The 22,370-nt window shown below is 62.5% G+C and carries 18 protein-coding genes; 13 read left to right on the top strand and 5 right to left on the bottom strand.

All coding sequences use genetic code 11. The features are described 5' to 3' along the window. The first annotated feature begins 46 nt into the window (after positions 1 to 46). From thiC to QCE79_RS04830, 7 genes are all read left to right on the top strand, one after another. The gene (gene thiC / locus QCE79_RS04860) at positions 47 to 1,978 is read left to right on the top strand and encodes a phosphomethylpyrimidine synthase ThiC (RefSeq protein ID WP_309842284.1); all 1,932 of its coding nucleotides are present in this window, start codon (positions 47 to 49) and stop codon (positions 1,976 to 1,978) included. A 220-nt stretch (positions 1,979 to 2,198) separates the two neighbouring features. Beyond that, positions 2,199 to 2,411, top strand: a complete 213-nt coding sequence (locus QCE79_RS04855) for a glycine zipper domain-containing protein (protein WP_244827561.1) — start codon at positions 2,199 to 2,201, stop codon at positions 2,409 to 2,411. Between the two features lie 207 nt (positions 2,412 to 2,618). Continuing rightward, the gene (locus QCE79_RS04850; RefSeq protein ID WP_250464288.1) at positions 2,619 to 3,164 is read left to right on the top strand and encodes a hypothetical protein; all 546 of its coding nucleotides are present in this window, start codon (positions 2,619 to 2,621) and stop codon (positions 3,162 to 3,164) included. Between the two features lie 268 nt (positions 3,165 to 3,432). After that, on the top strand, positions 3,433 to 3,579 hold the full coding sequence (locus tag QCE79_RS04845) for a hypothetical protein (RefSeq protein ID WP_309842279.1): 147 nt from the start codon (positions 3,433 to 3,435) through the stop codon (positions 3,577 to 3,579). A 228-nt stretch (positions 3,580 to 3,807) separates the two neighbouring features. After that, complete coding sequence (locus QCE79_RS04840; RefSeq protein WP_309842277.1) at positions 3,808 to 5,409, top strand: L-lactate permease; 1,602 nt, start codon at positions 3,808 to 3,810, stop codon at positions 5,407 to 5,409. A 97-nt stretch (positions 5,410 to 5,506) separates the two neighbouring features. Then, entirely contained in the window at positions 5,507 to 6,433 is a 927-nt protein-coding gene (locus QCE79_RS04835; RefSeq protein ID WP_250525650.1) for a DMT family transporter, read from the top strand. Between the two features lie 119 nt (positions 6,434 to 6,552). Next, entirely contained in the window at positions 6,553 to 7,077 is a 525-nt protein-coding gene (locus QCE79_RS04830) for a hypothetical protein (RefSeq protein ID WP_244827557.1), read from the top strand. 55 nt (positions 7,078 to 7,132) lie between these two features. Here the strand turns inward: QCE79_RS04830 and arfB are convergent, their stop codons facing one another. Then, on the bottom strand, positions 7,133 to 7,540 hold the full coding sequence (gene arfB / locus QCE79_RS04825; RefSeq protein WP_250464280.1) for an alternative ribosome rescue aminoacyl-tRNA hydrolase ArfB: 408 nt from the start codon (positions 7,538 to 7,540) through the stop codon (positions 7,133 to 7,135). Between the two features lie 212 nt (positions 7,541 to 7,752). Between arfB and QCE79_RS04820 the strand changes: the two genes are divergently transcribed. After that, positions 7,753 to 10,407 carry an FUSC family membrane protein gene (locus QCE79_RS04820; protein ID WP_309842273.1) on the top strand — a complete coding sequence of 885 codons (2,655 nt, stop codon included), beginning with the start codon at positions 7,753 to 7,755 and terminating at the stop codon, positions 10,405 to 10,407. Between the two features lie 9 nt (positions 10,408 to 10,416). Here the strand turns inward: QCE79_RS04820 and QCE79_RS04815 are convergent, their stop codons facing one another. After that, positions 10,417 to 10,650 carry a hypothetical protein gene (locus tag QCE79_RS04815; protein ID WP_244827554.1) on the bottom strand — a complete coding sequence of 78 codons (234 nt, stop codon included), beginning with the start codon at positions 10,648 to 10,650 and terminating at the stop codon, positions 10,417 to 10,419. Between the two features lie 401 nt (positions 10,651 to 11,051). Beyond that, positions 11,052 to 11,519 carry an Lrp/AsnC family transcriptional regulator gene (locus QCE79_RS04810; protein WP_244827553.1) on the bottom strand — a complete coding sequence of 156 codons (468 nt, stop codon included), beginning with the start codon at positions 11,517 to 11,519 and terminating at the stop codon, positions 11,052 to 11,054. 132 nt (positions 11,520 to 11,651) lie between these two features. On the opposite strand from QCE79_RS04810, the gene QCE79_RS04805 reads away from it, so the two are divergent. Next, positions 11,652 to 12,230 (top strand): cysteine dioxygenase family protein, encoded by a 579-nt coding sequence (locus QCE79_RS04805; RefSeq protein ID WP_309842267.1) that lies wholly within the window; start codon positions 11,652 to 11,654, stop codon positions 12,228 to 12,230. A 13-nt stretch (positions 12,231 to 12,243) separates the two neighbouring features. Here QCE79_RS04805 and QCE79_RS04800 read toward each other — a convergent pair whose 3' ends face one another. Together QCE79_RS04800 and QCE79_RS04795 are read right to left on the bottom strand one after the other, a co-directional pair. Continuing rightward, positions 12,244 to 14,787, bottom strand: coding sequence for a mechanosensitive ion channel family protein (locus QCE79_RS04800; RefSeq protein WP_309842265.1), 2,544 nt, complete (start codon positions 14,785 to 14,787; stop codon positions 12,244 to 12,246). Positions 14,788 to 14,883: 96 nt separating this feature from the next. Further along, a complete protein-coding gene (locus tag QCE79_RS04795) occupies positions 14,884 to 15,363 on the bottom strand; it encodes a hypothetical protein (protein ID WP_309842263.1) in 480 nt (159 codons plus the stop codon). A gap of 383 nt (positions 15,364 to 15,746) precedes the next feature. Here QCE79_RS04795 and QCE79_RS04790 point away from each other — a divergent pair, with 383 nt between their 5' ends. The 4 genes from QCE79_RS04790 to QCE79_RS04775 all read left to right on the top strand — a co-directional run bounded on the left by QCE79_RS04790 (position 15,747) and on the right by QCE79_RS04775 (position 22,367). Further along, the gene (locus tag QCE79_RS04790; protein WP_309842260.1) at positions 15,747 to 16,055 is read left to right on the top strand and encodes a hypothetical protein; all 309 of its coding nucleotides are present in this window, start codon (positions 15,747 to 15,749) and stop codon (positions 16,053 to 16,055) included. 530 nt (positions 16,056 to 16,585) lie between these two features. Continuing rightward, entirely contained in the window at positions 16,586 to 17,455 is an 870-nt protein-coding gene (locus QCE79_RS04785) for an IclR family transcriptional regulator (protein WP_309842258.1), read from the top strand. 387 nt (positions 17,456 to 17,842) lie between these two features. Next, on the top strand, positions 17,843 to 19,216 hold the full coding sequence (locus tag QCE79_RS04780; RefSeq protein WP_250464269.1) for an MdtA/MuxA family multidrug efflux RND transporter periplasmic adaptor subunit: 1,374 nt from the start codon (positions 17,843 to 17,845) through the stop codon (positions 19,214 to 19,216). 28 nt (positions 19,217 to 19,244) lie between these two features. Next, positions 19,245 to 22,367, top strand: a complete 3,123-nt coding sequence (locus QCE79_RS04775) for an MdtB/MuxB family multidrug efflux RND transporter permease subunit (protein WP_250525626.1) — start codon at positions 19,245 to 19,247, stop codon at positions 22,365 to 22,367. The last annotated feature ends 3 nt before the right edge of the window (positions 22,368 to 22,370 follow it).

Here is a 22,370-nt window from a genome sequence, read left to right as displayed (position 1 = left end):
CTCGCTGTCAATTACCGTCCCTGCGACTGAAAAGGAGAAACAGCACATGAATGCGAATCCCAAGTTCCTGTCCGAAAACGCCATCGTCGATGCAGCCGCCATCGCGCCGCTGCCCAACTCGCGCAAGGTCTACGTGACGGGTTCGACGCCCGACATCCGCGTGCCGATGCGCGAGATCACGCAGTCCGACACGCCCGACAGTTTCGGCGGCGAAAAGAATCCGCCGGTGTATGTGTACGACACGTCCGGCCCCTACTCCGATCCGGACGCGAAGATCGACATCCGCTCCGGTTTGCCCGCGTTGCGCGCCGGCTGGATCGAAGCGCGCGGCGACACCGAGGAACTCGCGGGTCTTTCGAGCGAATTCGGCCGCGAGCGCGCCGCCGATCCGAAAACGGCCGAGCTGCGCTTCCCGGATCTGCATCGTCATCCGCGACGCGCGACGCCCGGCAAGAACGTGTCGCAGATGCATTACGCGCGGCAGGGCATCGTCACGCCGGAGATGGAATACATCGCCATTCGCGAGAATCAGCGCCGCGCCGAATACCTCGAAAGCCTCAAGACGAGCGGTCCGAACGGCGAAAAACTCGCCGCGATGATGGGCCGTCAGCATCCCGGCCAGTCGTTCGGCGCGGTGCCTTTCGACAAGGACGCCCTGAAGGCCATCACGCCCGAGTTCGTACGCGATGAAGTGGCGCGCGGCCGCGCGATCATCCCCGCGAACATCAATCACCCGGAAAGCGAGCCGATGATCATCGGGCGCAACTTCCTCGTGAAGATCAACGCGAACATCGGCAATTCGGCGGTGAGTTCGTCGATCGGCGAGGAAGTCGACAAGATGACCTGGGCGATCCGCTGGGGCGGCGACACGGTGATGGACTTGTCCACGGGCAAGCATATTCACGAGACGCGCGAGTGGATCATCCGCAATTCGCCGGTGCCGATCGGCACGGTGCCGATCTATCAGGCGCTCGAAAAGGTCAACGGCAAGGCGGAAGACCTGACCTGGGAAATCTTTCGCGACACGCTCGTCGAGCAAGCCGAGCAAGGCGTCGATTACTTCACCATTCACGCGGGCGTGCGTCTGCAATACGTACCGCTGACGGCCAACCGCATGACGGGTATCGTCTCGCGCGGCGGCTCGATCATGGCGAAATGGTGTCTCGCGCATCATCGGGAAAGCTTTATCTACGAGCACTTCGAAGACATCTGCGAGATCATGAAGCAGTACGACGTCTCGTTCTCGCTCGGCGACGGCCTGCGTCCCGGCTCCATCTACGACGCGAACGACGAAGCCCAGCTCGGTGAACTGAAGACGCTCGGCGAACTCACGCAGATCGCGTGGAAGCACGACGTGCAAGTGATGATCGAAGGCCCCGGCCATGTGCCGATGCAGCTCATCAAGGAGAACATGGACCTGCAACTGGAACGGTGCGACGAGGCGCCCTTCTACACGCTCGGGCCGCTCACCACCGACATCGCGCCGGGATACGATCACATCACCTCGGGCATCGGCGCGGCGATGATCGGCTGGTTCGGCACCGCCATGCTTTGCTACGTCACGCCGAAGGAGCATCTCGGACTTCCGAACAAGGACGACGTCAAGACCGGCATCATCACTTACAAGCTCGCGGCGCACGCGGCCGATCTGGCGAAGGGTCATCCGGGCGCGCAGGTGCGCGACAACGCGCTATCCAAGGCACGCTTCGAGTTTCGCTGGGAAGACCAGTTCAACCTCGGCCTCGATCCCGACAAGGCGCGCGAGTTTCACGACGAAACCTTGCCGAAGGATTCCGCCAAGGTCGCGCATTTCTGCTCGATGTGCGGCCCGCACTTCTGCTCGATGAAGATCACGCAGGACGTGCGCGACTTCGCGGCCAAGCAAGGCGTCTCCGAAAGCGATGCGCTCGCCAAGGGCATGCAGACCAAGGCCATCGAGTTCGTGAAGAAGGGCGCGGAGATTTATCAGCCGACCTGAAGCAAACGCTGACTGTACGCAACGGCCTGTGCTTCCTTGCAGGCCGTTTTTGCATGGCGCGCGCGTGCACCGTTTCGGGCATCTTTCCTGCTGATAAGCGAACGAACCGGCGAAAAAAACGTTGCGGCGTCCGTCGATGAAAGCCAGATCGTGATCGAACGGCAGGACGCGTGGGCAAAGCCGCGGCCGTTTCATTGATCAATCGTTCTGGAGAGTCGACATGAAAATCATCAAACAAATCGGCGCCGCAGCAGTGGTCGTTTCCCTTCTCGCCGGACTCACGGCCTGCGACAACATGACGACGCGTCAACGCGATACGGCTGTTGGCGCTGGTGTTGGCGCCGCGGGTGGGGCCGTGATCGGCGGAAGCGCGTTATCGACGTTGGGGGGCGCGGCAGTAGGCGGGGTTATCGGCAATCAAGTCGGGAAGTAAGCGGGCGATCCACAGCCATCTTATGCGGCAAGCAGCGATGCTTGCCGCCGCTTCGATCGAGGGCTGTTTCAGGATTGATACACGCCGAGGTTTGTTAGCGGACGCGCGACGCGCACGCCGCAACGATCGAGTAAGCTCCTTCTTAACGGACCCTTCCTCGCAATCGCATAGGTAGAGTCCGGCAAGCCGCAAGCAAGGAGCAGCATCATGATTTCCCCGCGCATCATCTTCGGTTACAGGGCAGCGGCCGTTTCGCTTGCTGCCGGATTGCTTCTCGGCGGATGCTACCTGCCGTATCCCGACTACCCCGCTTATTACTATCCGCCGGTTCCCGCTGCCTACACGCAACGTGAGTTCGCGTTACCGGCGCAAGGTGCTTCGGGCGTCAGTGCCGCGAACGCGCCGTCGCAAGCTCAGTACGCAGTGGCCGCGCCGACAGTCGACTACTCGACGATCTATACGAGCACGCCGTATGCGCCGGCTTATCCCTATCCTTACGCGTACGCACCTTATCCCGCTTACGCCGCTTATCCCGCATATGCTGCTTACCCCGGTTACTACGGCTACGGTTATCCGTCGGTGTCGATCGGCTTCGGCTACTGGGGCGGCGGCGGATGTTGCTGGGGACGCGGCTATGGCGGCGGATGGCATGGCGGCGGCGGTGGATGGCACGGCGGTGGCGGCGGATGGCACGGCGGCGGTGGCAGTTGGCAAGGCGGCGGTGGACATGGCGGTGGCGGCCATGGCCATTGAATAATGAAACCCCACGCTCGAATGCGGCGTCGATGTCGCATTCTGCGCCGCTATTACCGAAAAAAGTAACAACTCTGAAACATTTTCCGGCAATGCAGAAGCAATTCGCTTGCCTTGCCGCTCTGTACGATCGGTCACTTTCCTTATCCGACAAGGCCCTGGCGCATTACGCCGGTGCTTTGGCACGATTATCGCTAAATGGTATCCCTACTTATCGGACAGCGCGGGTGGCAGCCCAAGCGTTACCTATCGTTCTCGGGGATTGGACATGATGGCCTTCGCTTTTTTCCTGCTGTGGATGGTCGCATCCCTTGGGCTGCTCGCGCTCTGGGTGTTTCGCCAAGTGCCGGCATCGCGTCTTGATTCCAGCGCGGCACAACAAACAACGGCTACTCCAGCGACCGTCGAGAGCTGAGCGCCGCATCCCGCGAAACGCGTGACCAAGCGTCCGAACGGAGCAGATGCGTCACGTCCCTTTCCGCTTCCATCCGGCATCCTTACGCCAATATTCAAGCCTTGACGAGGGCCATCCTCGCCCTATTCTTAGTGAGCGCGTTATGCGGTTGCTTAAAGTCTTCGATACCACTCGAACCAGCAGCGAAGACCGCGGCATCCATCCAAGAATAGAGAAACAGGAGACCCGATGTTCCATCAGATCCTCACGCCTATCGCGGGTTCGCTCGCGCTCTCCTTCATCGTTGCCGCGTTGCCTATCATCGTCGTACTCGTCATGCTCGGCTGGGCGCGCCGTCCCGCGTGGCAGGCTTCGCTTGCGGGACTGATCGTCGCGTTGATCATCGCGATGGTGGGCTGGCACTTCCCGGTTGGACTCGCGCTCGACTCCATCGCGGCCGGCGCCGTGTTCGCGCTCTGGCCGGTGATGTGGATCGTGTTCTCCGCGATCCTGCTCTACAACGTCGCGCAACGCTCGGGACGCTTCGAAGCGTTTCGCGTGTGGATGATCGACAACCTGCCGAACGACCGGCGCATCGTGCTCGTGGTCATCGGCTTTTCGTTCGGCGCATTGCTCGAAGGCATCTCGGGTTTCGGCACGCCGATCGCCATCACGAGTTCGCTCTTGATTCTGCTCGGCTTTCCGACGCTCGAAGCGCTCACGTTCACGCTGATCTTCAACACGGCGCCAGTCGCGTTCGGCGCGCTCGGCGTACCGATCACCGTGCTCGGCGCGGTCACGCATTTGCCCACCGATGCACTCGCCAAGATGGTCGGCCGCCAGTTGCCGTTCTTCGCGTTCTTCCTGCCGTTCTATGTTATCGGTATCTACGCGGGCTTTCGCAACATGCTGCGCGTGTGGCCCGTGCTGCTCGTCTCGGGCGGCGCGTTCGCGTTGACGCAGTACGTCACGTCGAACTACATCAGCTATTCGCTCACCGATGTCCTCTCCTCGCTCGTCTCGCTGATCCTCACGATAGCGTTCCTGCGCGTCTGGAAGCCCGCGCCCGACGAACGCTTCGCGGTGAACGTCGATCGCCTCGCCAACACGCGCGGCAACGTCTCGGCCGCTCAGGGATGGATGCCGTGGATCGTCGTCTCGGTCGTGGTGATCGTCTGGACGGTGGCCAAGATATTCCTCATCGGCGACGTGAAGATCCCGTGGCCGGGGCTCGACAAGGCGGTCTACATCACGCTCTACAATCAGCCTTACGGCGCCATCTGGGACTTCCAGCCGCTCGCCACCGGCACGGCGATTCTCGTGGCGGCCATCATCACCGCGCTCCTGGTGAAGTTGCCGGCAAGCGAGTTCGGCCACGCTATCGTCGATACCTGGGTGCAAACGCGCATTGCCATCTTCACGGTGGCGACCATCGTCGGGCTCGCGTATCTCATGAACTACTCGGGCATGAACTACACGCTCGGACTCGGGGTGGCCTCGGTCGGGCCGTTCTTCCCGCTCGTGTCGGCCTTTCTCGGCTGGGTGGCGGTGTTTCTCTCAGGCAGCGATACCTCGGGCAACGCGCTCTTCGGCAACCTTCAGGTGGTCGCCGCTCATCAACTCAATCTCAATCCGGTGCTGATGGCCGCGACCAATTCGTCCGGCGGCGTGATGGGCAAGATGATCTCGCCGCAAAACATTTCGACGGGCGTCGCCACGACCGAACTCAAGGGCAAGGAAGGACTCGTTTTCGCGCGCACCTTCAAGCATTCGATTCTGCTCACCATCATTCTCGGCATTCTCGTGTGGCTGCAGCAGAACGTGTTGACGTGGATGATTCCGCCACATTGATTGTTCCTTGCGGTCTCATCGGCGCGATGACCGACGGCACGCGGCGCGGTGCTAACATGCGCGGACTTTTCCTTGGAACACTGAAGTCCGCATCGTCATGTCACCCGTCAATTTGTTGCAACTCGTCTGTCTCGCCGCGCTCTGGGGCGCGTCGTTTCTCTTTATCCGCGTGGGCGTCGCCGAGTTCGGCGTCGCGCCGCTCATGGCCTTGCGCGTCGGCATCGGCGCCGTGTTTCTCGTCGCCATGCTGCTCGGCCGCCGCCAGTTTTCGAGCAGTCTCGCGATCATGCGCAAGCGTGCGCTACCGCTACTCATCGTCGGCATTCTCAATTCGGCCGCGCCGTTCTGCCTCTTCGCTTATGCGGAGCTGACGCTTTCGGCCGGCGCCACATCCGTCATCAATGCGACGACGCCGCTGTGGGGCGCGCTCGTCGCCTATCTCTGGCTGAAGGACCGCCTCACGACCTTGCGCACTATCGGCACGGCGATCGGTTTCGCGGGGGTGCTGCTGCTCGTGTGGAATCAGATAGAAGGCTCGCCCGGATCGGCGGGATCGGGCGCGGCGGGCGTGTTGGCGGCGGCCGCGGCGCTCGCGGCATCGGCGCTATATGGTGTTGCGGGCAACTTCGCGAAAAAGTATCTGATGGACGTCGATGCCATGACCAACGCCGCGGGCAGCATGATCGGCGCGACGCTCGTGCTCGCGCCTATCGCCTTCGTCACGTGGCCCGCCGCGCCGGTCTCCGCGCCTGCATGGGCGGCGGTGCTCGCGCTGGGCGTGGGTTGCACGGGTATCGCGTACTTCATCTACTACCATCTGGTCGCGGTCGTCGGTCCCGCGCGCGCGATGACCGTCACTTTCGTCATTCCGCTCTTCGGCATTCTGTGGGGCGCGTTGTTTCTGCATGAGCGGGTGTCGCTCGTCATGCTCGAAGGCTGTGCCGTCGTCCTTGCGGGCACCGCGCTCGCCACCGGCGCGATCAAGCGCCTGCCGTTTTCAGGACGCCGCAAGCTCGTAGGCTGAACTAGACTGCAAACAGCGCAGCCGCTGCCGCAGTGCGAGATTCATCGAATTGTTCGGATGCGCGTTGCATTTCGTGCAACGCGCCGGCATGCGCATCCATGCGTTTCCTGGAGCAGACCATGCACGACTTTTTCGCGAAGGCCAGGCACGAATTGATGAAGATGCTGCCGCCCACCTTGTTCTTCTTCGTCGTGCTGCACGTGGTGATGGTCGTGCACGCGCTCATGGTGAAAGGCGCCGGCCTGTCGATTCCCGCGTCGGCATCCGTGCTCGTCGCCTCGCTCATTCTCGGCAAGGCGGTTCTACTCGCCGATATGCTTCCGTTCATCAATCGCTATCCCGAGCGCCCGCTCATCTGGAATGCGGGATGGAAAACCGTCATTTATACGCTCGTCGCGCTGGTGCTTCATTATCTGGAGCGCTTGTTCGAGTTCTGGAAAGAGACGCATAGTCTTGCGGCCGCGCACCAGGACTTGCTGGACCATCTGAACTGGCCGCAATTCTGGGCCGTGCAGATTCTGCTCGTCACGCTCGTCTTCAACTATTGCGTCTTCGCGGAACTCGCGCGCGTGCTCGGACGCGGCAGGCTTAAGACGATCATGCTCGGGCCGCTCGATGTATCGCCCGCGGAGCAGCACGGCTGACGCGCCGCTTCAACTCCCGCTCGAATCGCGCTCGAATCCCGCTTGAATCCCCGCTTCAGTCGCCGTGCACCGGCCCGCGCCCGGCCTTGATCGCCCCGCGCCTGACCTTGCCTTCGACGCGCCGCACTTGCGAACCGCGCGTTGGCTTGGTCGCGATGCGCTTGCGCCGCACGATGCTCACGCTGCGAATCAGCTCGTCGAGCCGCGCGAGCGCCGCCGCGCGATTCATGTCCTGCGTCCGATATTCCTGCGCCTTGATGACGACCACGCCATCGCGCGTCACGCGGCTATCCGACAGCGCGAGCAGCCGCGCCTTGATGTGCTCCGGCAACGACGATGCGCGGATGTCGAAGCGCAGATGAATGGCGCTCGATACCTTATTGACGTTCTGCCCGCCCGCACCCTGCGCGCGCACGGCCGTCAGCTCGATCTCGTGCGGCGGCACGGCGATGCTGTCGCTCATCGGTGGGCTCCCTTGAAGATGTGTTCGGCGCTTTTCACGTGAGCATAACAAAGGCCGCGAGGCGCCGAAAAGCTGGCCATTCGGCCGAGTTCCGAACGAAGCGCAAGTGAGTTATAAGTGCATGACAAGTGCGATAGACTCAACCCGCCTGACCGCCTGGGTCCGGAGCGTGCTTCGCCCGTGGTCATAACGAGCGTCAAATCAGGAAGTCGATGCGCTATTCGTTCGAAATCAGGAAGTTCATTTACAGCCAGTATTTCTTCGGCGGCTTGCGGATCGCTCTGGGCGTGTCGCTGCCCGCCGTGCTCATGCTCATCGTGTTTCACAATCGCGAGCTGGGCTTCACCATCGCGACGGGCGCGCTTGGCGCGTGTGTCGTCGACATGCCGGGTCCGCTCAAATACAAGCACAACGAGATGCTCGCGTGCACGGTGATCGGCTTCTTCTCGGCGCTCGCCACGGGCATTGCGACGGCGCATCCGTTGACGCTATGGCTCACGGTCGTGCCGCTCACCTTCGTGCTCTCGCTGATCGTCGTCTATGGCAACCGCTGGCCGCAGATCAGCTTCGCCACGCTCTTCATGATGGTCGTCACGCTGGAAGAGCACTTCACGCCGATGCAGGCGCTCGTCAACGCGTCGTGGATCTTGCTGGGCGGCCTCTGGTACACGTACTGGGCCACGCTCGTGAGCCGGCTGCTCGTGTATCGCATCGAACAGCAGGCACTGGCGCAGAGCATCTTCAGTTGCGCGGAGTACTTGCAGGCGCGCGCCGAGTTTTATGACAACGACGCCGATCTCGACGAATGCTACCGAAAGCTGATCGAAAAGCAGATTGCGGCGGTGGAGCAACAGGAAGCCGCGCGCGACATCGTGCTGCGCAATCTGCCGAAAGTAAAAAGCCGCAAGCTCGACGCGCGGCGCGCGCGGCTTTTCAATCTGTTCATCAACGTGGTGGATCTGCACGAGTTCTTCGTCGGCGCGCATACGGACTATCCGCTCGTGCGCAAGACGTTCGCGGGCTCGGACGTGCTGATCTTTTATCGCGACCTGATGCGCAAGGCGAGCGCGGATCTCGAAGAAATCGGCTTGGCCGTATTGCAGAACAGTTCCGCGCCCAGGCAGATCAGCATGAAGGCGGAGCTGCGCGCTATCGAGTACGAACTCGAACTCATGCGCAAGCACGGCATGCCCGAGAAGAACGCCGAAGCCTACGCGGCCGCGGCGGCGGTGTTCCGCCGTTTGTGGAGCGCCACGCGCCTGATCGACAAGATGCGCCGCCGCACGCGCGATGACGCGAGCCTGATCGAAACCGAAGTGCAGATCGACCATGCGTTGTCGCGTTTCATATCGAGCCGGCGCGTGCCGTTCATGCAGATTTTCTCGAATCTCACGATGGCCTCGCCGAGCTTCCGGCACGCGCTTCGGGTCACGATCGCGGTGGGCATCGGCTTCTGGCTGGGACGGCTCTTGCCGCTCACGAACGCGTACTGGATCGTGATGACCACGGTCATCATTCTGAAGCCCGGCTATTCGCTCACGAAGCAGCGCAACACGCAGCGGATCATCGGCACGGCGATAGGCTGCGCGCTGACCATCGCGCTGATTCTGCTCGTGAAGGAGCCGCACATTCTGCTCATCGTGATGTTCGCGTCGATGGTGATGAGCTACAGCCTGCTGCTCTTCAACTATGCGGCGAGCGTGGTGTTCACGTCGTCGTATGTGCTCTTGATGTTTCATCTGCTCGCGCCGGGAAGCATGCGGCTGATCGGCGAACGGGCTATCGATACGGTGGTCGGTTGCGCGATTGCAATCGCGGCGAGCCATCTGTTCCCGTATTGGGAATATCGGCTGATGGGCAAGCTCGTGAAGGATCTGCTTGGCGCGACGCGCAATTATCTCGAGGCGAGTTGGTGGTGGAAGGCCAAGAGCGCGAGCGCGGGGCAAGCGGAGAGTAAAGCGCGTGGCGGTGCGGGTGCGGGTGCGGGTGCAGGTGCGGGTGCGGGTGCGGGTTCGGGTGCGGGTTCGGGTGCGGGTGCGGGTGCGGGTGCGGGTGCGGGTGCGGGTGCGGGTGCGGGTGCAAACACGCGCACGCAAGATTCGATTGCACCGGCCGCCGTCGCCACGGCCACCGCGACACAGACGCTAGACGACGCCGCCGTATCGACCATCGTGATCGCGAAAGAAGCCGCCAACGAATCCACCGTCGATACCTCCGCGCTCGATCCGAATCTCGTGACGGCATCGGCGGTACGTGCCGCGAGCGCAACGGCGGAAAAGCTGTCGTCGGTGAACATCGGCGAGAGCACGGCGGCGACCACCAGCAAGGGCGCATCGGCTGCCGCGACCGTCGCCGCCACCGCGCTGGACCGCGACTTCCGCTACCGGCTCGCGCGCAAGAACGTGCACATTGCGTTCGCCAATCTCGCGCAAGCGTTCCAGCGAATGATGCTGGAGCCCAAGGCGCAGCAAAAATACGTCGCCGAACTCAACGATCTGCTCGTGCAAAGTCACGTGCTCGCGTCGCAGATCACGGCAGCGGCGCCGCTTCTGCAAACGATCAACGAAGCCGAAGGTCAGGCGTTCGAGCCGTTGCAACGGACTTTCGGAATCGTGCGCGACAATCTGTCCGATGCACAGGGCGCGCTGCCGGAGCCCGCGCGCGAAGAAGCGACATCGGCGAATGCGGACGACATCAAGGAACTGCGCCGTGAACTCGACGCCATGGTCACGAACGCCGAACGCACGCAGGCGTTGCCCGCCGATGCGCTTCACGATCTCAAACTGCTTGCGCATCAATGCAAGCAGATGCTTACGGCGTCCGCGCTGATCAGCAAGGATGCGGCGCAAATTCGCTTGCCGGTTTGAGGGGCTCGGCTACTGCGACGCTCCGATCGCCGGCACGGCCGGCCGCGCATCGCTCGCTGGCGAAGGCGTCGCGTTCTGTTGATCGAAGTCGCGCTTCTCGCGAATCGCGTTATACGCGAGCGTGCCGATCACGAGCAACACCACGACGACGATAAACGCGCCGACGCCGAATGTCGGATTCTTCTTCTTGGGCGCGCCGTTGCGGGTGCTGTCCGGGCGGCGGTCGTTGCGGTCATCGGTCATGGCGGATGTTGCGTCTCCTGGCGCGTTTCGTCATCAACCCGTGATAGTACCCGCACTGGTTTTCAGTTGCGTTGCGCCGACCGTTCCTCGATCTGCCGCATGTCCGCGCGCGCCGTTTCGGAAGACGGCCAAGCACCGCGAAATTCTTTGCTGCACGGTCCCGCTTGAGGGGCACCGCGTCACCGGCCATACTTCCTTCGATTCCATGCGCGTCTGATTCCGGCCGGGGCAGTAAGGGCTAGACCGGAATACCTAGTGACTGGACGCGTTACGCCGCCCTCCACGGGCGGCTTTTTTTTGGCGAATCGATCATGCCGCGCCTTCCACAGGCAGGCGCTTGGTGCGGAACGAAGTGGCATGGCGCGGGCAGCGGCAACCGCCATCTGAAAACGAGTCACGCCTCAGGATTCGAGCGTGGGACGCACCGGCAATGCGGTCGAATACTTGATCTGCTCCATCGCGAAGCTCGAACTGACATCGTAGAGCGGCACGGCGCGAATGAGCTGCTTGTAGACGCGGTCGTAATCGTCGATATCGGATACCACCACGCGCAGCAGATAGTCCGTCTCGCCACTCATCCGATACACCTCCACGACCTCCGGAATGTCGCGCACGGCGCGCGTGAAGTCCTCGGCCCAGATCTGCGTGTGCTGATTCGTGCGTACCGCGACAAACACCGTGGTGCCGACACCCAGCTTCTTCGGATCGCATAGCGCCACCTGTGCGCGGATCACGCCGGTTTCCTTCAAGCGCTGCACGCGCTTCCAGCACGGTGTCTGCGAAAGATTCACGCGCTGCGCAAGCTCGGCGATAGGCATCGTCACGTCGGTCTGCAGCAATTCCAGCAGCTTGCGATCGATAAGGTCCATTCCCACAGCGCACCCCCGATAGGAAATTATTCTATTTTTGGTTCTTCGAGCGGAATTATATGGAAACTAATTCTGGGCGCAAGCCGGTATAAATGTTGTTCGCGAAACACAACGAAAACCGGTGCCGTCATCATGAAATTCGAAGCGTTCAGCCGCCTTTCGCGGCCTCGGGATCAAGCGCCGGCGTCGCTACGCGGCGGTTCGGCGCTAAACCGGCTCTGCGATGAAATCGATGCCGCCTTCCATTCCGCCGATGCCTTGTCGTTCGGATCGCGCGTGCGTGCGGCTCTGCGGCGCGCTTCGTCCGATACGAGCCCGCTGCGCCTCGATCAGCGTGAGAGCGGCGCACGCGGCTATCGCCGTCATCTGCTGGCGGCCGACCCGCTTGACCGCTACGCCATCGCCGCGCTCGTCTGGGAGCCGGGACAGGCGAGTCCGGTGCACGGTCATCGAACGTGGTGCGGCTATGCGGTGATCGACGGGACGCTTGAAGAGACGCTTTATCGCTGGGACGCGCCTTCGGCATCAGCCATCGAAACGCGGCATCATGCGCGCGAGGCCGGCGACGTCTCCTTCGTGCAGGCGGGCGGAGGCGCCATTCATCGCCTGGGAAATCCCGCCGATGCCACCGCGCGCGCGATCTCGCTGCATATCTACGGCGTCGCGGGCGACGAGATTGCCACGCACGTGAACGACTTGCTCGCGGCCTGACGACGAGTTCGTCTCAACCTTTGCCCGGCTCCGCCGTGGGAATCTGCGGCGGAATTTGCACGGACTGGTCCGTCGGCGGCGGCGCGGGACGCGGTTCGTGCGAGACATCGCGGGCCTTCGAGGGATCGGCATCCACGAATTCCTCGTCTTCGAGCAGCCGCTCCTCGCCCGTCCAGATGCGCTGCGCGCGGCCATCGGCGTGCGGCTCGAACGCGGCATGCAGGTCGGTGCGGCTCATCTGCACATGCATCCGCGGCACGGGAATCTCGATGCCCGCCTCGTCCATCCGCCGCTTGATGCGCAGATTGAACGCCCGCGCCACACTCCATTGCTGCAGCGGCCGCGTCTTGATCTGCCCTTTCACGACCATCCAGTTCGGATCGAAACGGTCCAGTCCCCAGACCTCCACCGGACCCAGCATCTCGCGCCGGTAGCGCAGATCGTCCATCAGCTCGACGCCGACTTCGCGAATCATTTGCGTGATTTCGTCGACATCCGCCGAAAACGGCATGCGCACTTCGAACACGGCGTAGGCGAAGTCGCGCGACAGGTTTTTCACCGTCTTGATCTGCGAGAAGGGAATCGCGTGGATTGCGCCCTGGCCGTCGCGCAGGCGCACGGTGCGGATCGTCAGACTTTCGACGATACCCGCGTGGCCGCCTTCCACCTCGATCGAATCGCCGACGGAAATGGTGTCCTCGATGATGATGAAAAGCCCCGTGATCAGATCCGCGACCAGCGATTGCGCGCCGAAGCCGACCGCGAGCCCAATCACGCCCGCGCCCGCCAGCAAGGGCGTGACGTTCAGGCCGAGATTGGCCGCGGTGACGATGCCCGCGATCATCAGCAGCACGACGAACACGACGTTGCGCACGAGCGGCAGCATGGTGCGCGCGCGCATGCTCGGGCCGCGCGTGCCGCGCCGCGTGGAATCGGGCCGCAACGTCTCCTGGATGGCGGTATCGATCAGGATCCACACCAGCCAGACTATGAAAAACGTCAGCACGATCATGGCGAACGCGCGCGTGATGCCGCGTGCCGCGACGCTCTCCTCGGCCATGTGCGCGAGCGAAAAACCCCAGAAGCGCGACGACAGTTCGAGGAATACGAGCCACACGCCGGTCACGATCATCGTGCCGACGAATTTCACGAGCCGCCGCACGTAAGCCGACTGGCGGCGCGGCTTCTGCGACTTCGGCCGCGTGATGCGGATCACGATCGCCGACAGGAAGAACGCGACGACGAGCAGTCCGGCGGTCGCAATCGCCATCTGCAACACGTTCTCGGATGTACCGATGCCCGCGAGCGTCGCCACCACCGACGCCGACGCCAGCAGCAGCAACGGCACCTGCCACAACGAAGCGACCACTTCGAAGGTCTCGGTCGCGGCCTTGCGCGTGTTGCGCTGCTCGTAGGTGCGGCTGCGGATCAGATGCGCGACCGGCCGCTGGAACGCCAGCGCGAAATACGCGGTAAGCGCCGCCGCGCCCATGTTTGCGAAGGTCGAGATCAGGGCGGACAGATTGGTGCCGAGTTGCTGCGCGACGTCGTAGTTGGCGGCCGCGTCGCCGAGCGCACCGAACGTGCCGATCAGGAACAGGAGCCGCCGCGCGCGGATGATCAGCACGTTCACCGCCACACGCCGGTGTGCCGAGCCGAACAGCGAAAACATGATGAGGCAGATCGCCGAGAACACCGCGCCCGCCACGATGGCGTAGGCCGTGACCATCGCGAGCGTGCGGCCGAGCGAAAGCGGCATCATGCGCACGAAGGCCAGCGCGACGAGGAACGCGAACAAATAAGGCGCGACGCGCCGCAGCGCGAAGAGCAGCAATTCGCGCGTGGTCGGGTTGGAATGCAGTCCGGCCTGGATGCCGTAACGCGCGTGGACCTGCCGCTGCACATAGACGAGGACGAACGCGCACGCGCCCCAGCCGACTAGCATCGCGAAGTAATTGAAGAGCGTGCGGCCGAACGGCTCGCGGCTCTGGCTCGTGACGATGGTGAAGAGTTCGTTGCCGGCCGCGTTGAAGCGCCCGCCCCAGTACGCGATCGGCGTTTTGCCGCGCTTCACGTCGGCTTCGATGTTCGTGAGCGCCGATGCTATCGCGCCCAGCAAGCCCGCGTTCTGCGCCATGCTCGCCACGACCGACGATGCCGTCGACGGCGTGGCCGCGGGCGCGCTTGCGCCTGACGCAGCGGCTGAATCGACCGCGACCGCGCCCGGTGCCGCGCCAGCCGTCTCGGCCGCGCGCTTGGCTTCGCGCAGTTTCTTCAATTGCGCGACGAGCGCGCCGCGTTGACGATCGCTGTCGAGCGTCGAGATGACCGTATCGAGCGAGCGCACCATGTCGGCATCCGATACGGCCGGGTCCGTCACGCCGGAAGCCGCATCGGGAGCGGATGCGGGTGCGGCGGGCTTGATCAGTTCCTCGAACGAAGGCAGCGTGAGCGCCGGAGCCGCGAACGCGGCGGGCGAGAAAAGCGCAAGCGCGGCCATCCAAAATATCGCGACGATCGCCAGCGCGCCGTCATGCGCGAGCTTGCGTGACTTCATAACTGTCTCGATTTCCGAAAGACCGCCAGTTTAGCGGCTGCGGTGAAGGCATCGGCCGAATCGGACGTAACGGAATGTTAAGTCGACGCCGGCTGCTTACTTGTCCATTTCCGTGCGGGCGCCGCTCGTGTCGGTGGTCGGGCTCGCGCCCGAAGTGCCCGACGTACCCGCGTTACCCGCCGTGCCCGATGCGCTTCCGTCCTTCGACCAGTCCTGCAACTTGCGGCCAGCGTTCTGCAAACCGGCGCCCGTCGCGCTGGCCGCGTCGGTGATGGCGGCGTTGGTCGCGCTCGCCGCGTTCTGCAGATTCGCACGTGCCGTCGCCGCGACGCTGCTCGCGGAGATATCGGGCATCGAGCCGGCGTTGTCGATGTTCTGCTGAGCCGTCTGTTTGGCGGAATCGACCTTCTGGCCGACGTAACTCGCCGCCTGATCGAACTTTTGCTGGGTCTGGCTCGCGAGGTTGTTGAGCGCGCCCGCCGCCTGTCCTGCCGATGCATCGTGCTTTTCGCACGCGGCAAGTACACCGAGCGCGGCGAGCGCGATCCCGATTCGGGTCATGGGCGAAGTCTGCATGGTCGTTCCTTCCAGATGTGGTGCCTGAGTGCTGCATGAATCTCGATGCGAAGTCCGCACGCCTGAGCGCGATTTGTTCCTCTTGGAAATGGCGCTCATCATACGCTGACCCTGGATGGCAACGTTTTGAGCGCATTTTGCCTAAGCGCGAAAGCTCGAATTGGCACTTGGAAAAGAAGCGTTTTGTAAAGCTTGCATCACGAGGGAACCTTGGAAAACCCTTACCGGCTCTTCTCGGCTTTGCCTAACTTTTGAACACCCTCTAACTCCCCGCGAATGTAATAGAGTTTTCCCTCTACATTTAGGACACTTCTGGTTTTGAGAGGCATGGGACTCGCATATATTCGCCGCCAGTCCACATCTCTTCGCGCCAACGTTGCCCCATGCTTTATATGAATTTCGTCGTGGCCCTCTTCGCCGGGGTCCTGCTTTTCGAGCCTTTCACCCGTCCTCCTGTCTCCCGCTTTACCACGCACCAGATGCGCCGCAGTCTGGCCAAGCGCGCCTACTATCAAGCGGCGGCGGCATTTTTCGCGGCGCTTTTGATCGCCACCAGTCAGCCAGCGCCCGAACGCATTTCGCCAGTATTCGTTTTGAGCGTCGCGTTGCTTTTGTTACTTGCCGGCGTGTACTGGATCATGCGCGGCAAGCGGCTGCTTCGGCAGCGCCGTGTGTTCAACGAATTCGATTGAATCGACTCACCGGCGGCGCATCGCGCGCCGCTATCGGTCCACGCGCCCGGCCTTCGGGCGCGCGCCTCGCCCTCTTCCAGCGTCTCCGCAACCCTTCGCGCCGAAGCAAGCTAGCTTCCAGTCCGACGCCATTTCTGCTTTCAGCGTATATTTAGTGCGTTTGTTACCGCAAACATAGGGCGAAAAAAAAGGCGCTATGTTTCCATAGCGCCTTAAAAGTTCTAGCCATTCCGAGGGCCGTGCTAGAACCTGAGAGCCGGTCATTCAAGCGGGGAGCGGAAAGCAACTGTGCACGTCGCCCCACCAGTTTCGAAATTCGGTTCCATTTTTTATGGGATTGCTGCCCAAGTCAAGCAAAATCTCCGGCGCAGAACTTCTGCCCAAGGTAATCTTTGCAAACCCCTAACAAGAGAAATGTTTCATCCCGTCTACCGCTTATTGATGAGAGGCTTGCACCGCTTGCAAGTTTAGGCGGCATCCGGGTTATTTAGCGTCTGCCCGCATCCGAAACTACGTTTCAGAAAATAAGAATGCACACATTAAAAAGCCGGCTACCAGACCGGGAAAAACCGAGAGAGAGAGAGGGCGAAGAAGTCACGGCGCTTGCGCGCGGTCTTGACGTTCTACGCCGTATCGCTGCCGCCGATGCCCCTGTCAGCAACCGAGAGCTTACCGAATGGACCGGCATTCCCAAACCTACCGTGTCGCGTATCACAGCAACGCTCGTCGGCGCAGGCCTGCTGCTGCGGCTGCCCGACAGCGAGCGTTTCGTGCTGACCGCCTCGGTTCTGGAATTCAGCAATGGATTCTTACGCAATTTCGATATTCGTGCTCGGGCGCGCCCCTACCTCATCGCGCTCGCCGAGGAAACCAGCCTGTCGGTGCATCTGGCGGTGCGGGACCGGTTGGAAATGGTCGTTATCGATGCCATCCGTCCGCGTTCGGCCGTGCTCGTCTCACGTCTCGAAGTGGGCGGAAGGATGGACCTGACCCGGACCGCCGTGGGGCGCGCGTACTTGTCCGTGCTGTCGCAGGCGGATCGCGAAACGCTCATCGGTAGTCTGCAGATCGCATCCGGCGACGACTGGCCGCTCATCGCGATGGGACTTCGGCACGGTATCGAAGACACGCATCGCAATGGCTTCGCGGTTTCGATCGGCGAATGGCATCTGGGGCTCAACGCAGTCGCGGCGGGCTTCATCGGTCCGTCGGAAGAGCGTTACTCCGTGAACTGCGACGGCGCGGCGCATCAGTGTCCCGAAGAGACGCTCATCGAAATAGTCGCGCCCGCGCTGCTGCGCTGCGTGAGCCAGATCGCGCGTGAGATCGGCGGCACGTCCGGCGCCGCATCGGCGGCCATCGCGATGGCTGCCTCTACGGACTTGCGCGCCACCGAGTAGACTTGACACCCCTGACGTATTGGCCGGCCGACCCATCGACGGGTTCGGCCGGCCTGCGCTCGCATCGTGCGAAAGCCATGTCAGGCCGCGTGTAACACTCGTAATCAGCCGAAAGAAAGGTGGGTGGACGGGCCTCGATGCGGGACGTAGCATCATGCTTCGCACGACTGCGCGGCGTTGGTGCGGCTTGTATGCGTCGTGTCTCTTCGTTGCGGTTTCGTCATGCGCGGCAGCGCTTCGAACGCGTCGCGAAAAAGCTTCATGTGCTCATCGCCTGCTTTCAGGTCCTCGCCTCGATGCGGCTTGCAGATTGCGCTGTCCTGCCTGGCGTTCGCGCGCCGCCTTGGGCGCTCCAACGAATCACTCGAAATACCAGCCACAGAACCGATGGACGACCAAAAGAATTCTCCCGGACAACCGCAGAAACCGTCCAACTCGCCTGATCGACCTGCCACGACCACGCTCGGGGAACGTCCGCCAAGGCGGCGCAAGCTCGTCCCGCTCGTGATCGCTTTGCTGATTGTCGCGGGAGCCGTCGCCTGGTGGCATCCTTGGAGCCGCAACAGTGCCTCGGGTCAACCACAGGATGCGCGTCAGGGCGGCGGCCGTCGCGGCGGCGGCGCGAACGCGATGAATCAGCCGCAGCCCGTGCACGTCGCGACCGTCGCGCAAGGTGAGATGCCGGTGGTCATCAATTCGCTCGGCACGGTCACGCCGCTTGCCAACGTCACGGTCAAGACGCAGCTCAATGGCACGCTGATGGACGTGGCCTTCAAGGAAGGCCAGATGGTCAAGAAGGGCGACGTGCTCGCGCAGATCGACCCGCGTCCTTATGAGATTTCGCTGCGTAACGCCGAAGGCACGCTGGCGCGGGACCAGGCGCTGTTGCAGACCGCGAGGCTCGACTTGCAGCGCTATCAGACGCTACTCTCGCAAGACTCCATCGCCAAGCAACAGGTCGACACTCAGGGCTCGCTCGTCAAGCAGTATGAAGGCGCGGTCAAGTCGGACATGGCCAACGTCGATACCTACAAGCTCGATCTCACCTACGCGCGCATCACGGCGCCCGTGTCGGGACGCGTCGGCCTGCGTCAGGTCGATCCCGGCAATTACGTGACGACGGGCGACACCAACGGCGTCGTGGTCATCACGCAATTGCAGCCGATCAGCGTGATCTTCACCACCTCGGAAGACAACCTTGCCGCCATCCTGAAGCCGCTGCATGCGGGCACGAAGATGTCGGTGACGGCATATGACCGCGCCAATACGGTTGCGCTCGAATCGGGCTATCTGGAAACCCTCGACAACCAGATCGACACCACCACCGGCACCGTCAAGCTGCGCGCGACCTTCGACAACAAAGGACTCGGGCTTTTTCCGAACCAGTTCGTGAACACGAAGCTGCTCGTCGATGTCATCAAGGACGCGCTTATCGTTCCGACTTCGGCGGTGCTGAACGGCTCGTCGGGATCGTTCGTGTATGTCGTCAAGCCGGACAATACGGTGACGGTGCGCAACGTGAAAACCGGTCCCGTCGATGGCGAGCGCACCAGCATCAAAACCGGTCTGCAGGCCGGCGAGCGCGTGGTGATCGACGGCTCCGACCGGCTCAAGGAAGGCGCGAAGATCACGATTCCGGCGGACAAGGCCAAGGGTGCTTCGGGCGCATCCGGCGCTTCAGGTGCATCGGCGGCGGCTGCCGCGTCGGCAGCTTCGGGTGCGCGGCATGGCGGGCATCGTCGTCAGCAACCGCAGCAGTGACAGTTAAGCCAAGAGCAACCAGAGCCGCATGAATCCATCTCGCCTTTTTATCCTGCGTCCGGTCGGCACGGCGCTTCTGATGGCGGCGATCATGCTGGTCGGCCTCGTCGCGCTACGTTTTCTGCCGCTGTCCGCGCTGCCCGCGGTCGACTATCCGACCATCCAGGTGCAGACGTTTTACCCCGGCGCGTCGCCGGATGTGATGACCTCCAGCGTCACCGCGCCGCTCGAAAAGCAGTTCGGGCAGATGGCGAGCCTGAACCAGATGTCGTCGCAGAGTTCGGCGGGTGCGTCGGTCATCACCTTGCAGTTCAGTCTGGATTTGCCGCTCGATATCGCCGAGCAGGAAGTTCAGGCCGCCATCAACGCGGCGGGCAATCTGCTGCCGTCCGACCTGCCCGCCCCGCCGATCTACGCGAAAGTGAACCCCGCCGACGCGCCGATCATCACGCTCGCGATCAGTTCCAAGACACTGCCGCTCACCAAGGTCCAGGATCTCGCCGACACGCGCCTCGCGCAGAAGATTTCGCAAGTCGCGGGCGTGGGTCTCGTGTCGATCAGCGGCGGCAACCGCCCCGCCGTGCGCATTCAGGCGAACACACGAGCGCTGGCCTCGTACGGGCTGAATATCGACGACTTGCGCACGACTATCGCCAACCTCAACGTCAATACGCCGAAGGGCAATTTCGACGGCCCGTCGCGCAACTACACCATCAATGCGAACGACCAGTTGACCGATGCAAGTGCGTACCAAAGCGCGGTGGTCGCATACAAGAACGGCCGGCCGGTCATGCTCACCGATGTCGCCACGGTCGTCGAAGGTCCGGAGAATACCAAGCTCGGCGCGTGGGTCGACGCGACGCCCGCCATCATCCTCAACGTGCAGCGTCAACCGGGCGCGAACGTCATTCAAGTGGTGGACGGCATCAAGAAGCTGCTGCCAGGCTTGCAGCAATCGCTGCCGGCGGCGCTGGACGTGCGCATCGTCACGGACCGCACCACGACCATCCGCGCGTCGGTGCGCGACGTGCAGTTCGAACTCGCGCTCTCCGTCGTGCTGGTCGTGCTGGTAATCTATCTGTTTCTCGCCAACGTCTACGCCACCATCATCCCGAGTCTTTCCGTGCCGCTGTCCTTGGTCGGCACGCTCGCGATCATGTACCTGTGCGGCTTTTCACTCGACAATCTTTCGCTGATGGCGCTGACCATCGCGACAGGCTTCGTCGTCGACGACGCCATCGTCATGATCGAAAACATCGCGCGCTATGTCGAGGAAGGCGACCCGCCGCTCGAAGCAGCGTTGAAAGGCTCGAAGCAGATCGGCTTCACCATCATTTCGCTGACGGTTTCACTAATCGCGGTGCTTATCCCGCTGCTTTTCATGGGCGATGTGGTTGGCCGTCTGTTCCACGAGTTCGCGATCACGCTTGCCGTGACCATCGTGATCTCGGCTATCGTCTCGCTCACGCTCGTGCCGATGATGTGCGCAAAACTCCTGCGCCACACGCCGCCCAAAGACAGCAAGCGCTTCGAGGCGCGCGCCCACAAGTTCATCGACTACGTGATCGGCCGCTACGCCGTCGCGCTCGAATGGGTGCTGGAGCGGCAAGCCGCGACGCTCGTCGTCGCCCTGCTGACGCTCGTTTTGACCGCCGTGCTGTACATCTTCATTCCGAAGGGCTTCTTTCCCACGCAGGACACCGGCGTGATCCAGGCGATCACGCAAGCGCCGCAGGCCGCGTCGTATCAGGCCGTGGCCGAGCAGCAGCAGGCGCTCGCGCAGAAGATTCTGCAGAACCCGGATGTCGAAAGCCTGACTTCGTTCATCGGCGTGGACGGCACCAACATTACGCTGAACAGCGGGCGCATGCTCATCAACCTGAAGCCGCGCGACGACCGCAGCAACACGTCGAGCGACGTGATCCGTTCTATTCAGAGCGACGTCGCGGACATTCCCGGCATCAAGCTGTATATGCAGCCGGTGCAGGACTTGACGATCGATTCCACCGTCAGTCCGACACAATATCAGTTCATGCTGACCGACCCGAACCCGTCCGAGTTCGCGGAATGGGTGCCCAAGCTCGTCGAGCGGCTGCAACATACGTCCATTCTCACGGATGTGGCGACCGACCTGCAGCAGAACGGCCAGTCGGTGTATATCGAGATCGACCGGCCGACGGCGGCGCGCTTCGGCATCACGCCCGCGACGGTGGACAACGCGCTTTACGACGCCTTCGGCCAGCGCATCATTTCGACCATCTTCACGCAGTCGAACCAGTATCGCGTGATCCTTGAATCGGAGCCTTCGGACGCGCACTACAGCGAGATCCTGAACGGCATCTATCTGCCGTCGTCCACTTCGACGACGGGGCAGGTGCCGCTCAACACCATCGCCAAGTTCCACGAGCGCGCGGCGCCGTTGCTCGTCACGCATCTGGGCCAATTCCCGGCGACGACCGTTTCCTTCAACCTGGCCAAGGGCGAATCGCTTGGGGCGGCGGTCAAGGCCATCGAGCAGGCGAAGAACGACATCGGTCTGCCCGCGTCGTTCCAGATTCGCTTTCAGGGCGCGGCGCTCGCGTTCCAGGCTTCGCTTTCGAACGAACTGTTCCTGATCCTCGCGGCCATCGTCACGATGTATATCGTGCTCGGCGTGCTGTACGAGAGCTTCATCCACCCGATCACCATTCTCTCGACGCTGCCGTCCGCAGGCGTCGGCGCGCTGCTCTCGCTGATGGTCACCGGGCACGATCTGGACATCATCGGCATCATCGGCATCGTGCTCTTGATCGGTATCGTGAAGAAGAACGCCATCATGATGATCGACTTCGCGCTCGAAGCCGAGCGCGATCAAGGCAAGTCGCCGCGCGACGCGATCTTCCAGGCGTGTCTGCTGCGCTTTCGCCCGATTCTCATGACGACGATGGCCGCGCTTCTCGGCGCGCTGCCGCTCATGATCGGCTGGGGCGCGGGTTCGGAGCTGCGGCATCCGCTCGGTATCGCGATTGTCGGCGGTCTCATCGTCTCGCAGTTGCTCACGCTCTTCACCACGCCCGTGATCTATCTGGCATTCGATTCGCTCGGCCGCCGGTTGCGCGCGCGCTTCGGCGGCGGCATGCAAGAGCCGCGGCCCGCCGCCGACGCGGAGTAAGCC

The sequence above is a fragment of the Caballeronia sp. LZ003 genome (genome assembly GCF_031451465.1).
Taxonomy (GTDB): Bacteria; Pseudomonadota; Gammaproteobacteria; order Burkholderiales; family Burkholderiaceae; genus Caballeronia.
The sequence above is the reverse complement of the archived record's forward strand: the minus strand, read 5'-3'. Positions and strand labels throughout refer to the sequence as shown.

Bases quoted from the DNA above. Each gene is read 5' to 3' on its own strand.
- QCE79_RS04800 (WP_309842265.1), bottom strand. From the start codon at position 14,787: ATGAAGTCACGCAAGCTCGCGCATGACGGCGCGCTGGCGATCGTCGCG.
- QCE79_RS04785 (WP_309842258.1), top strand. From the start codon at position 16,586: ATGCACACATTAAAAAGCCGGCTACCAGACCGGGAAAAACCGAGAGAG.
- QCE79_RS04815 (WP_244827554.1), bottom strand. From the start codon at position 10,650: ATGACCGATGACCGCAACGACCGCCGCCCGGACAGCACCCGCAACGGC.
- QCE79_RS04790 (WP_309842260.1), top strand. From the start codon at position 15,747: ATGCTTTATATGAATTTCGTCGTGGCCCTCTTCGCCGGGGTCCTGCTT.
- QCE79_RS04840 (WP_309842277.1), top strand. From the start codon at position 3,808: ATGTTCCATCAGATCCTCACGCCTATCGCGGGTTCGCTCGCGCTCTCC.
- QCE79_RS04780 (WP_250464269.1), top strand. From the start codon at position 17,843: ATGGACGACCAAAAGAATTCTCCCGGACAACCGCAGAAACCGTCCAAC.
- thiC (WP_309842284.1), top strand. From the start codon at position 47: ATGAATGCGAATCCCAAGTTCCTGTCCGAAAACGCCATCGTCGATGCA.
- QCE79_RS04830 (WP_244827557.1), top strand. From the start codon at position 6,553: ATGCACGACTTTTTCGCGAAGGCCAGGCACGAATTGATGAAGATGCTG.
- QCE79_RS04805 (WP_309842267.1), top strand. From the start codon at position 11,652: ATGAAATTCGAAGCGTTCAGCCGCCTTTCGCGGCCTCGGGATCAAGCG.
- QCE79_RS04795 (WP_309842263.1), bottom strand. From the start codon at position 15,363: ATGCAGACTTCGCCCATGACCCGAATCGGGATCGCGCTCGCCGCGCTC.
- QCE79_RS04820 (WP_309842273.1), top strand. From the start codon at position 7,753: ATGCGCTATTCGTTCGAAATCAGGAAGTTCATTTACAGCCAGTATTTC.
- QCE79_RS04855 (WP_244827561.1), top strand. From the start codon at position 2,199: ATGAAAATCATCAAACAAATCGGCGCCGCAGCAGTGGTCGTTTCCCTT.
- QCE79_RS04845 (WP_309842279.1), top strand. From the start codon at position 3,433: ATGATGGCCTTCGCTTTTTTCCTGCTGTGGATGGTCGCATCCCTTGGG.
- QCE79_RS04775 (WP_250525626.1), top strand. From the start codon at position 19,245: ATGAATCCATCTCGCCTTTTTATCCTGCGTCCGGTCGGCACGGCGCTT.
- QCE79_RS04810 (WP_244827553.1), bottom strand. From the start codon at position 11,519: ATGGACCTTATCGATCGCAAGCTGCTGGAATTGCTGCAGACCGACGTG.
- QCE79_RS04835 (WP_250525650.1), top strand. From the start codon at position 5,507: ATGTCACCCGTCAATTTGTTGCAACTCGTCTGTCTCGCCGCGCTCTGG.
- QCE79_RS04850 (WP_250464288.1), top strand. From the start codon at position 2,619: ATGATTTCCCCGCGCATCATCTTCGGTTACAGGGCAGCGGCCGTTTCG.
- arfB (WP_250464280.1), bottom strand. From the start codon at position 7,540: ATGAGCGACAGCATCGCCGTGCCGCCGCACGAGATCGAGCTGACGGCC.